This is a genomic window from Sporosarcina sp. NCCP-2222 (genome assembly GCF_023168145.1).
Taxonomy (GTDB): domain Bacteria; phylum Bacillota; class Bacilli; order Bacillales_A; family Planococcaceae; genus Sporosarcina.
Genome location: NZ_BQYK01000004.1, coordinates 234,637 through 246,160 on the forward strand (window position 1 = coordinate 234,637; position 11,524 = coordinate 246,160).

Below are 11,524 nucleotides of genomic sequence, written 5' to 3' on the forward strand. Positions count from 1 at the left end.
TCTATTTGTTATTAAGCAAACACGATGATTGCCAAGATAACAGCCAAAATAATACGGTAAATTGCGAATGGAACGAGTTTGATCTTGGAAATCAGCTTCAAGAAGAAGCGAATGGAAATGAGTGAGAATACAAACGCACTCAGGAAGCCGACAATGTAGAAGGAAATATGGTCCATCGACATGTACTCCCAGTTTTTCATGACGGATACTAAGCTCGCCCCCGCCATAATTGGCACTGCCATGATGAATGTAAAATCTGCTGCCGTCCGGTGATTTAATCCGAACAGGACACCGCCTGAAATCGTAGCACCGGAGCGTGAAAACCCTGGCCATAATGACAGACATTGGACCAGGCCGACTGTGAAGGCCTGAACATACGTAATTTGATCTAACGATTGAACGCGTGGCCGTTTCGGTCCGAATTTATCTGCGACAATCATCAGGATAGCTCCCGCCACAAGGGCAAAAATTACGGTCTTAACGCCAAACAAGTAATCATCAATCAAGTCCTTGAATGCAAACCCCAACACAACAGCTGGCAGCATTCCGATAATGACGTGCAATAGATTGAAGCTCTTGCTCATTTTCTTACCATTCACATTGTAAAGGCCGACCAAGCTGAACAAGCGTTTCCAGAACACCACAACGACGGCCAGTATCGAACCTAACTGGATGACGATTTTAAATGTGATTGCGGGATATTTTCCAAGAAACTCTTCTGTTTTCAACCACATATCGTCCACGATGATTAAATGACCTGTTGAAGAAACGGGCGCGAACTCTGTCATACCCTCCACAAAACCAAGTATTAGTGCTTTTAGCAATTCGAATAAATCCATAGTTAATTAAGCTCTCTTTCTGCGGAAGCGGATATACCAAAGAACTACCGCGATCCCGCCAATTCCTAATAAAATATAAACTACTGTCGAGTAGATGTCCATGTATTCCAGGACAGCCTCCCAGTTCTCACCCAACTTAGCGCCGACTAGGACAAGAATTGTATTCCATGCCAGACTGCCAATCGCAGTCAGCAAAATGAACAGCGGAAAGTTCATTCGCGCCATTCCTGCCGGTACCGAAATGAGGCTTCTCACTAACGGAATCAGGCGACATAGCAAAACCGCCCACACTCCGAATTTGCGGAACCAAGCATCGACCCGGTGGATATCTTTGCGGGTAATCCGCAAGATCCCTCCCCATCTGTCGACTAACTTTTCCAGCCGTTCCACGTCAAACAGCATGCCGATGCTAAACAGAATCATCGCGCCCACGACCGAACCCGCCGTTGCAGCTAAAATGACGCCTACAACTGTCATGCCGGAATACGTCGTCATAAAACCGCCAAACGTCAGGATGACTTCGGAAGGGATGGGAGGAAACACATTTTCAAATAAAATTAAAAGACAAATGCCAATGTACCCAAAGTTGGACATGAAATCCGTAATCCAGTTTTCCATAATACCTCCTGCGCTCTTTTAACTTTACTAAATCAACCAATCGAGCGCAATACTAATAGGACGGACTCCTTTTCGAATGGTTGCCTTCTTCCTTACCAACATACGCAAGTCCATGAATCATTATGTAATGACTTACTCGATTTGTGGATAACTCTCTCGATTACTACTTTATCCACGATAATATGTTAATAAGTACAGCAAAGTGTTAATAATTTCCGAATTTTCATTACTGATTGAAAAAGTTATGCACAGTTTAATAAAATTCGGGTGTTGATTATTAAACATCTTACCTTCAGTTCGGCATTGGAAAAGCACCATCCCGCTTCAACAGGATGGTGCCTGCAACTTATTTGAATGCAGAAGTCTTAGAATCCGATGGTCCGGCGTGCAGAACGATCATGTCGAATCGTAAATTTCACGGTCTCTTCCTGATCAACCGCAACATTGACTGGCAGCAAAATATTATTTTGTTTCTTTTCCCACTCATGGGATGATTCATCTACCGTCCAAAGACGTCCAGGCACTTGCTGACGAATCAACGCCTCGATCGGTTCACCTTTTGTATTGACAATTTTATACTGGTATTCCGTGTATTCATAGCCGCCTTCTTTGTACTTGCCACTTTCCTTGCTCTCCACTTTAATATCGCATGCCTCACCGGATTTCAATCGGACCTTTTTATTCACTTCCGTATGCTTAATTCGATCTTCTCCAATAAACTCGGCACTTCCATCCACCGGGTTCGTCCGGTACATTTTGAAAGTCCCTTCAGGCAATGGAAAGCCGAGACCGTTCTCCTCTGTATTCTCAAATTCAATATAGATGTCGGGGTTGGACGATTGGTTATTCACTTCATAAATTGTTTGCGCCTTAGAACCTGCTGACGAGAGCAGCCGCAGCAATTTCTGCTGGCGGTTTTCCAAAGTGATGGGTGTAGGGAATGTATACGTATGAAAATCCGAAAAGGAGTCGCTCTGTTTGCCTCCGCCTTTTGGGGACAGCTCTTGATTTCCCGTTTTTTGATCTTCATTCCCCGCCTTGTTCAGCGTGCCGGAAATCAAACGTAAATTTGCGTCCTTAAACGCAACGCCCGAAACATTTGTCATCGTCAGCCAAGCGGATAAGTCAAACTTGTCTCCATGCAAGGAGATGACATAGTCCGCCTCCCATTTGACGCCATCTGTTAAGTAAGACACACACACTTCACTTTCCCGTTTTTCAGCAACTTTCCAGACGAGCGTCGGTTTGGCATGCAATCCATCGGGATTTTCCGGAAACCGAATCTCCCCGCGTGGATCCAACACAATCTCTCCTGTTTCCACATCTTGCAGAACAAGAGGATTCCCCGGACGCAGTAGCATATAAAGTCGTCCATCCCGATCCAGGCTACCGTAAACTTTCACTTCACGGCCGACATATTTTTCGAGCAAGCTTTGTTGATCAAGCAAATCAAAAGAATACTCGAGTTCCGACACATCCATCCCTTCGATAATGATGGAGTCGGTCTCAATACGCCTTGCCACCTCCGTGAAATGAACCATGTCATCCTCACTGATTTCAGGAACTTTCCGTGTATCTTTGACTAACGCAAAACCATCATTATATACAGTTAGCGAGCAAGCAGTAGCATTCGCTGTTGTAATGGGTGTTGGCATCCTATGACCTCCAATTTCCTCACAATTTTTCTCTTCATAGTATTAACCCCAACGCCGATTTGAGTCCCACTACCGCTATTCCCTTTTTTCAAAAAACAAAGCGCATTTTTTCCATTTTAAAGAGGGTGTTATTCATTAATAATTCAATGCGAAAAAATCTCCCCTGTTGTTACGGATGAATTGACAAATATATTTAATTGTAGTTGGAGCATCTTGTTTAAATCTGCTATACAAAGGTTTAATAGATGTAGATAGCTCTGTATTCCGTTCTAGATCCTCCCGAGAAATTGAGAATCCATCTAAAGTTGCAGGACAATTATTTTTCCTTAAAACTTTCTCTGTTTCTTCTAAAAGCAGGTGCATCGATGGATCTTCAAAATGCTTTATTCCAACTTTAATCGATGACCATATTTTAGTTTGAGCCAAGTAATAGCTACTCCACCAATAAAATTCACTTTCCGATTCAATCGCATGATCGTAATAGACACGAAATACAAATAGTGCTTTCTGCCCAGTCGTGAGCTCCTGATAGAAAATTTCTTTTAAACCAGAACTATTCCCTGCTTGTTTTGACATTCTTTTTTTATACTCCATAATTAATGGGTTAAAACAAGCCGACAGCAATGCTTCATCTGTTAAGGTATCCAGGTCTTTTTGTTTTAATTGTACTAACAACTAGCAACACTCCTTCAGTAGGTAAATTCTATAGTCCACAATAAAATATTTTTTATTAGGCAACAGTAAATAGCCGTTAGGCATACGAATTCTTGACAACGTAATTAATTTAGTAAATAATCCATTATTATATATACGGAGGTAATTGGGATGTCTGCAGACAATAACCATTCAGATAAAAATATAGATGCGATTACAAAAGAACTCGCTTTCACATTTGGCCAGTTAAAACGGATAGGCCATGTTTTTAGTCCTTCAAAGGATTTACGGCAAAGCGAATCAAATCTGCTTGTTCACCTGACCTATTTATGTCCACCAGGCACAACTGGCATCAAAGTTTCAGAGCTGAGCAAGCAGCTTAAAATCACCTCAGCTGCAGTAACACACGTTATCCAATCGCTTGAAAAGATTGGTTACATTACACGCACCACTGATCCAAACGATCGTCGTTCCATTCTCGTATCAGCAACCGAAAGTGGACATCAGTTTGTCGCAGAGAGAGAGCAGGAACTATTTGACCGCTTTCATGATTTGCGACAACATCTTGGCACGGAAGATACGCAGCAACTTATACATATTTTAACTAAATCCATCAGATTTCTAAGCTCTTACCGATAATGAAACATAACTGTAGTCCCACTATGGACTATGGTTTTTTTCGTTTTGCTAGCAGTCGTAAACCTGCAATGACTTGCTCACTAAATCAATCAAAAAATTCCTCCCTTCGCTATTATAGTTTAGTTAGTAACTAATTTATATTATTAAGTAAATTAAATTTGTTGTCAACAGTTGAGATAAGTAAACTGTGTTTCTCCTTACATATTTAGCTGTTTACAATTGTATGGGTGTGTTGCATTAACTAAGGAGGCTTCTATGTAATCCCCTGCCAAACAAGCGGGCGGGCGTGCCTGCCGAGCCCCGCGCATAACACCACCGCATCCGAGCATAAACTCCCACACCCGCGCAGACGCCCCTCACCAACCTCTATCCCTCTCCTCTTCCACATAAAAAAGCCACCCGACACCGGATGGCCCTCTCTTCTTTTACACTTCCACCTGATATTCCTTCAATTGATCACGCAAAGCCGCTTTTAAGAATTTCCCGACGGAGGTCTTCGGAATTTCATTCAAGAAAACGACATCGTCCGGAACCCACCATTTTGCGAACTGCCCTTCCATGTACGAGAGGAGTTCTTTCTTTTTCTCCTCGTCTGCTGTACGTCCTTCTTTCAGCACGACACAGGCGAGTGGCCGTTCTTGCCATTTTTCATGCGGCACGGCGATGACGGCCGCTTCGAATACGTCTTCGTGGGTCATCAAGGCATTTTCCAAGTCTACAGAGGAAATCCATTCGCCGCCGCTCTTGATCAAATCCTTCGTTCGATCCGTTAGCTTCAAGTAGCCGAATTCTGTCATGACGGCGATGTCTCCCGTATACAGCCAGCCATCTTTAAACGCTTCTTCAGTGCGATCGTCTTTATAATATTCACTTGCAATCCACGGCCCTCGGACCGTTAGCTCGCCCATTGTCTTGCCATCCCATGGCACTTCGCCGTTTTCATTGACGACGCGGACTTCGAGCCCCGGCATGATAAGTCCTTGTAGGGCCCGGATATCGATTTTCTCGTCCATCGTAAGGTCTTCCATGCCAGAGGTGTACACAGACAAGCTGACGAGCGGCGACGTTTCGGTCATGCCATATCCGACGATGAAAGGCACGCCATACCGCTCTTCAAACGCACGGACTAATCCTTTTGGCGATGCCGAACCGCCGCAGACGATAGCACGCAAGGAGGACAAGTCTCTCGGGTTTTCGTCCTGCTCCTTTAACACCGCTAACCAAATGGTTGGCACGCCGGCTGTAATCGTCACCTCTTCCTGTTCAATCAAGTCGAGAAGCAGCTGCGGCGCGAATCCAGGTCCCGGCAACACTTGTGTCGATCCGAAGAAGACAGCCGCAAACGGCATTCCCCATGCATTCACATGAAACATTGGCACGACCGGCATAATGACATCGTTTTCTTTCATCCCCATCGCATCGGCAAGACCCAGTGCGTAGCTATGGAGTACAATGCCACGGTGTGTATACACGACGCCTTTCGGATTGCCTGTTGTTGCGGAAGTATAGCACATGCCCGCAGGTGTATTTTCATCAAGGTCTTCCGGGTAGACATATTGATCCGATGCTTCTTCGAGCAGGGCTTCATAGGAGTGAACATTTTCAAGCGATGTTTCCGGCACATCCTTGCTGTCCCCCATGATGATGTAATGCTTAACCGTTTTCAGCAATGGCGCTAGTTTTGCTAGATGCGGAAACAAATTGTCATCGACGAGGAGAATTTCATCCTCGGCATGATTAATGACATAGGCGATATGTTCCGGCGCCAGCCGGATATTCACCATATGCAGGATCGCCCCAGTGCTCGGCACGCCAAAATAGGCTTCGAGGTGTCGATGATGATTCCAGCCGAACGTTCCCACTTTCGTTCCTCTTGTCATCCCTAGTTTTTCGAGTGCATTGGATAATTTCCGCGTTCGTTTTGCGAAATCCCGATACGGAATCCGGTGAATTGTATCCGGTCCTGTGCGTGAAATGATCAGCTTGTCCGGAAAAAACTGCTCCGCCCTTTTAATAAATGACGATAGTAATAATGGTGTTTGCATCATGTGAAACGCTCCCCTTTTCCATTCCATATTTTTTGATGCTTGTACAACCTGATCCTGGCCGGGCACAGTACACCCCACAGTACGTTATGTGCCCAGCGCTCTCTGTATTCATTTCAAGCCGAGATTTTTGGCGATGATCATCTTCATAATTTCATTCGTCCCCGCGTAGATGGAAGCGACCGGGATATCTCGGAATCTGCGCGCAATTTTATATTCTTCCATATAGCCGTATCCTCCGTGCAACTGCATGCATTCTGTCGCAATGTCACGCGCCGTCTCGGTAATCCAATACTTTGCCATCGATACTTTCGTAACGACATCCTTGCCAGCCATATGATCTTCGATGAGCGATTCAAGGAACGCTTTTCCCAGTTCTATTTTCGTCGCCACCTCGGCGAGTTTGAACTGCGTATTTTGGAAAGAGCCGATCGATTGGCCAAATGCCTGCCGCGACTTTACGTAGTCGAGCGTCATTTCCAACATATCTTCGGAAGCGGTCTGCGCGGCAATCGCCACAATAAGGCGTTCCTGTTGCAGTTTTTCCATTAAATACGTAAAGCCTTTCCCTTCTTCTCCAATCAAATTACCGGCCGGAACACGGCAGTCTTCAAAGTAGAGCTCTGCTGTGTCCTGCGAGTGCATGCCGACTTTATCCAACTTCCGCCCTTTCGAGAAACCGGGCATCCCTTCCTCGATCATAAGCAGACTGATACCACGGTGTTTCGGCTGGGCTTGCGGATCAGATTTCACTACGACAAGAAAAAGGTTGCCGTTAATGCCGTTCGTAATAAAGGTCTTCTGTCCATTTACTACAAAATGATCGCCATCCCGGATTGCCGTCGTTCGAATGTTCGCCAGGTCGGAGCCTGTTCCCGGCTCTGTCATGGCGACCCCCGTAATATAGTCGCCGCTAATACAGCCAGGAAGCCAGCGTTGCTTCTGCTCTTCCGTACCGTACGCTTCTATATAAGGCACAACAATATCATTATGCAGACCGACACCCGTCAACCCCGCTCCAACCCGCTCCATTTCTTCACCGATGATGACGCCATAGCTGAAATCGAGACCGAGCCCGCCATAAGCTTCCTCTACTTGTGGACAGAGGAAGCCCATTTCGCCGAGCTTCTTCCAAAAGGCGGTCGGTATGAGACGGTTCCTTTCCCATTCCTCAAAATGAGGAACTGCCTCTTTTGCGAGAAATTTACGGAGCGTCTCCCGAAACATTACGTGTTCATCCGTCTCAAAACGGTATTTTGCCATTCCTATCCCCCTCACTTCGCCTGCATTCGAATTGCTCCATCTAACCGGATCACTTCGCCATTTAATAGCGGATTGCTCAAAATGCTTTCGACAAGCATCGCGTATTCTGCAGGACGGCCAAGCCGTTTTGGAAACAGCGTCAGCTCCTCAAGTGATTTGCGTGCAGGTTCCGGCAATCCTGCAAATAAAGGCGTTTCGACGAGTCCTGGCGCAATCGTCATGACCCGGATACCGCTTGCCGCCAGCTCTCTAGCAATCGGCAATGTCATGGAAACGACACCTCCCTTTGAAGCGCTATAGGCTGCCTGCCCAATTTGCCCCTCAAAAGCCGCAACCGAAGCCGTGTTAATGATGACACCTCTTTCACCATGCTCATTTGGTTCATTGGCTAGCATCGCGGCAGCTGCGACACGCAGCACATTGAACGTGCCGATCAAATTGACCTGAATCACTTTTTCAAAACGGTCAAGTGCCATCGGGCCGCCTTTTGAAACGACCTTCCCCGGCGTTGCAATGCCTGCGCAATTTACGGCTGCATTGATCAACCCGAACGCTTTGACTGCTTCCGCAACATTTGCTTCTACCTCATCCGGACTGGACACATCCGTTTTTCTGAATAAAACCCGGTCATCCCCGAGCTCCTGGACGAGTTTTGTACCCAATTCTTCATTCACATCAAAAACGGCCGCTTTTCCGCCAACCTCCACAATTCGACGGACTGTCGCCTCACCCAGCCCCGAGGCGCCACCCGTAACAACGGCACATATCGACTTCATATCCATTTTTAACTCCCCCTATCACAGCCGTTCGATAATCGTCGCGTTCGCCATGCCCATCCCTTCACAAATTGCAAGCAGCCCATACCTTCCACCCGTCCGCTTTAATTCATTCATCATGGAAATGAGCAATTTAGTTCCCGTTGCGCCAAGTGGATGGCCTAACGCAATGGCGCCTCCGTTTGGATTCAATTTTTCGGGATCGGCTCCGGTCTCCATTAACCATGCAAGCGGAACGGGGGCAAACGCTTCATTCACCTCATACGTATCCATATCATCAATCGTCAATCCGGCTTTCTTCAACACTTTTCGAGTCGCTTCGATTGGACCTGTAAGCATCAGCGTCGGATCCGAACCAACAACAGATCTCTCCACAATTCGAGCCATCGGTTTCACGCCAAGTTCTTCCGCTTTCTCCTTCGACATGAGCAATACGGCTGAAGCGCCATCGCTCATCTGGCTGGCATTCCCTGCTGTAATGACTCCCTGCTCCTCGAATACGGTTTTCAAACCGGCAAGCGATTCCATCGTCGAATCAGGTCGTGGCCCTTCATCTTCCACAACAAGAGCCGTCGAACCATCATCCCGCTCCAATTCCACAGGGACGATCTCAGCAGAAAACTTCCCTTCCCTGATGGCATCTAATGCCTTTTGATGGCTCTCTAGCGCATAAGCGTCCAGTGCTTCGCGGGATAAACCCCATTTTTCTGCAATTCGCTCAGCTGAAAGCCCTTGATTGATAATTTCATGCTTGCTTGTCAGCAACGCACTAGGCTTCGCTTCCCCTATATTTGAAAACATCGGGACCCGCGTCATGCTTTCCACTCCTCCAGCAATGACGATATCCATATCTCCAGACGCAATTGCCTGGGACGCGAAATGAACGGCTTGCTGGCTCGATCCGCATTGCCGGTCAATCGTCACACCAGGCACATGGATAGGAAAATCTGCAATCAGTGCAGCAGTCCTCGCGATGTTTCCCCCTTGTTCGCCAGATTGCGTCACACATCCTAAAATGACATCATCGACAAGCCCTTTGTCAATACCGGCTCGATACACCAATTCATCGAGCACTTTGGCTGCCAGTTCATCCGGGCGGTAGTGAGAAAAACCGCCTTTTCTTCGGCCGACAGCTGTGCGCACCCCTTCTACAATGACCACTTCACGCATGCCTATCCCCCATTTCTCTGAATTAAACAACTTTTCATATATTTCAAGTTTACATGAAAGGGCTTTCTTTTTCCAATCTGACCTAGGATGAATCGGTCTCAAGTCGTAGGTGCAAATCCGTTTCACGCCCGTATGGATTTCTTTCGAATCGGAGTACGATATGAATATAACGAAGGGAGGAACAACAACATGAAGAAATTTGGTCTCGCGTTACTTGGCATTACGGCAGCGATCGTTGTCCTCGCAAATGTAGGATCGCTAATCGGACTTGCGGTCTCGGCCGCCATTGCATTTGCCGGTGTACATTATTATAGGAAGACAGATTCGACCTTCCTAAAGCTGTTTTGGGGATTCGTCCTAGTCATTGGTTTATTGACAGCAATCTCCAATATTCCAGCCTTTATTGCCATCATCGCAATGCTTGCCGTGTACTGGGTATGGCGCCAATGGGATGGTAAGAAAAAAGACGACATTATCACACAGAGTGACGATCCATTCGTCAACTTTGAACGCCAATGGAACGAAATCACAAAATAAGGAGGAACTACAGATGAACTCATTATGGAACCGATTCAAATACACAGTCCAAGCTGATTTACACACATTGCTCGATAAAAAGGAAAACAAAAACCCGATTGCGATGTTGAACCAATACATTCGCGAAGCGGAAAAGCAAACCGACTCCGTCGGAAAATTGCTGGATCGTCAAGCAAAGTTGAAAGAAGAGCTGGAAAAAGAACTGGCAGCAGCGGAAGCAATGGCTGAAAAGCGGCGCGGGCAGCTTGAACTTGCTAACGCGACAGGTGAAGAAGACCTGGTTGCCTTTGCCGAGCAAGAAGTAGGCTCCTACGAAAAACGGGCAGCGGAGCTGTCCGGCAGCGTAACGGAAGCCGCCTATGAATTGATGTCATTGGAACGGAAATTCGAAGAAATGAAACATAAAGTGAAGGATATGAAAGTCCGCCAGCTTCAGCTGATGGGCAAGGAAAATGTCACACGCGCGCATCGCCGTATGGATCAGATCATTTCCCCTGAAAACAAAGACATGTCCAATATGGATGAAATGAAAGCGTACATTGACAACCTCGGCGGGAAAATCCAGAAGGACTACGAATCATCGTCCATGGAGCGCAGACTTGAATTACTCGAGAAAAATGCTCCAAAACGCGAGGAAATTGTGTAAACTATAGAAGATGAGGAAGGATGATCCTGAATGGGGTCATCCTGTTCCGATTCAGTTGGGAATGACGGCGTGATTTCCGCGGAATCAACGCAGTTGGCGCAGACTCACGGTTTCCATCTAGCCATAGTAAATCCGTCCTTTCTTTTAAGGACCATCCGACAACAAGAAGGGGGCATCACAAATGAGAGCATTCGATACAAATAAGATGACATTTTGGATTGCCGCTTTTGGTCTTCTCGTATTTGTGGAGGCCGCTTTTCTCGGAAACGGAAATATCATCTTCCTCCTTCTTGGAGCCGGATTGCTTTATTTCGGTGTGAAAAAGCGTTCCAAATGGATCTCTTTCACCGGCATCTTCTTTGTCGTATTGGCACTTCTTAATTTATGGAGCTTACGACTGCTCATTTTCGCAAGTCTGGCATATATTCTCTATAAGTTATGGAAGGGTGTTCCCGCAGAGACAATAGTTCGGCCATTGAAAGATTTTCAAAATGTCACACCTAACGGCATTTGGAAGAATAAATTATTTTCAGTGCAAACCTCGCCCTTCTCATCGTATGAATGGGAAGACGTCCATATCCAAGGTTTCTTCGGCGATATTAATGTGGATGTAACCGACACCGTTCTGCCGAAAAGGACGTCATTCATCGCCATTAGACAAGGACTTGGCCGGGTGAAGGTC

At 46.4% G+C, this 11,524-nt stretch carries 12 protein-coding genes; 4 read left to right on the top strand and 8 right to left on the bottom strand.

Features of this window, described 5'->3' with window-relative positions:
- Positions 1-11 precede the first annotated feature (11 nt).
- From NCCP2222_RS10830 to NCCP2222_RS10845, 4 genes are all read right to left on the bottom strand, one after another.
- Positions 12-839 carry an undecaprenyl-diphosphate phosphatase gene (locus tag NCCP2222_RS10830; RefSeq protein ID WP_248512274.1) on the bottom strand — a complete coding sequence of 276 codons (828 nt, stop codon included), beginning with the start codon at positions 837-839 and terminating at the stop codon, positions 12-14.
- Between the two features lie 6 nt (positions 840-845).
- Entirely contained in the window at positions 846-1,457 is a 612-nt protein-coding gene (locus tag NCCP2222_RS10835) for a DedA family protein (protein WP_248512276.1), read from the bottom strand.
- A 365-nt stretch (positions 1,458-1,822) separates the two neighbouring features.
- Positions 1,823-3,112, bottom strand: coding sequence for a DUF4139 domain-containing protein (locus tag NCCP2222_RS10840; protein WP_248512278.1), 1,290 nt, complete (start codon positions 3,110-3,112; stop codon positions 1,823-1,825).
- 135 nt (positions 3,113-3,247) lie between these two features.
- A complete protein-coding gene (locus tag NCCP2222_RS10845) occupies positions 3,248-3,787 on the bottom strand; it encodes a hypothetical protein (RefSeq protein ID WP_248512280.1) in 540 nt (179 codons plus the stop codon).
- Positions 3,788-3,937: 150 nt separating this feature from the next.
- Between NCCP2222_RS10845 and NCCP2222_RS10850 the strand changes: the two genes are divergently transcribed.
- The gene (locus NCCP2222_RS10850) at positions 3,938-4,405 is read left to right on the top strand and encodes a MarR family winged helix-turn-helix transcriptional regulator (RefSeq protein WP_248512282.1); all 468 of its coding nucleotides are present in this window, start codon (positions 3,938-3,940) and stop codon (positions 4,403-4,405) included.
- Positions 4,406-4,830: 425 nt separating this feature from the next.
- On the opposite strand, the gene NCCP2222_RS10855 is transcribed toward NCCP2222_RS10850, so the two are convergent.
- From NCCP2222_RS10855 to NCCP2222_RS10870, 4 genes are all read right to left on the bottom strand, one after another.
- A complete protein-coding gene (locus NCCP2222_RS10855) occupies positions 4,831-6,453 on the bottom strand; it encodes a long-chain fatty acid--CoA ligase (protein WP_248512284.1) in 1,623 nt (540 codons plus the stop codon).
- A 108-nt stretch (positions 6,454-6,561) separates the two neighbouring features.
- Positions 6,562-7,713 (bottom strand): acyl-CoA dehydrogenase family protein, encoded by a 1,152-nt coding sequence (locus NCCP2222_RS10860; protein WP_248512286.1) that lies wholly within the window; start codon positions 7,711-7,713, stop codon positions 6,562-6,564.
- Between the two features lie 11 nt (positions 7,714-7,724).
- Entirely contained in the window at positions 7,725-8,495 is a 771-nt protein-coding gene (locus NCCP2222_RS10865; protein WP_248512288.1) for an SDR family NAD(P)-dependent oxidoreductase, read from the bottom strand.
- Between the two features lie 15 nt (positions 8,496-8,510).
- Positions 8,511-9,659, bottom strand: a complete 1,149-nt coding sequence (locus NCCP2222_RS10870; RefSeq protein WP_248512289.1) for a thiolase family protein — start codon at positions 9,657-9,659, stop codon at positions 8,511-8,513.
- A gap of 189 nt (positions 9,660-9,848) precedes the next feature.
- Between NCCP2222_RS10870 and NCCP2222_RS10875 the strand changes: the two genes are divergently transcribed.
- The 3 genes from NCCP2222_RS10875 to NCCP2222_RS10885 form a co-directional block, all read left to right on the top strand.
- Positions 9,849-10,196 carry a lmo0954 family membrane protein gene (locus NCCP2222_RS10875; RefSeq protein ID WP_238079102.1) on the top strand — a complete coding sequence of 116 codons (348 nt, stop codon included), beginning with the start codon at positions 9,849-9,851 and terminating at the stop codon, positions 10,194-10,196.
- A gap of 13 nt (positions 10,197-10,209) precedes the next feature.
- Positions 10,210-10,842, top strand: a complete 633-nt coding sequence (locus tag NCCP2222_RS10880) for a PspA/IM30 family protein (RefSeq protein WP_248512290.1) — start codon at positions 10,210-10,212, stop codon at positions 10,840-10,842.
- Between the two features lie 181 nt (positions 10,843-11,023).
- A partial coding sequence (locus NCCP2222_RS10885; RefSeq protein ID WP_248512291.1) for a LiaF domain-containing protein occupies positions 11,024-11,524 on the top strand: 501 nt, incomplete at its 3' end.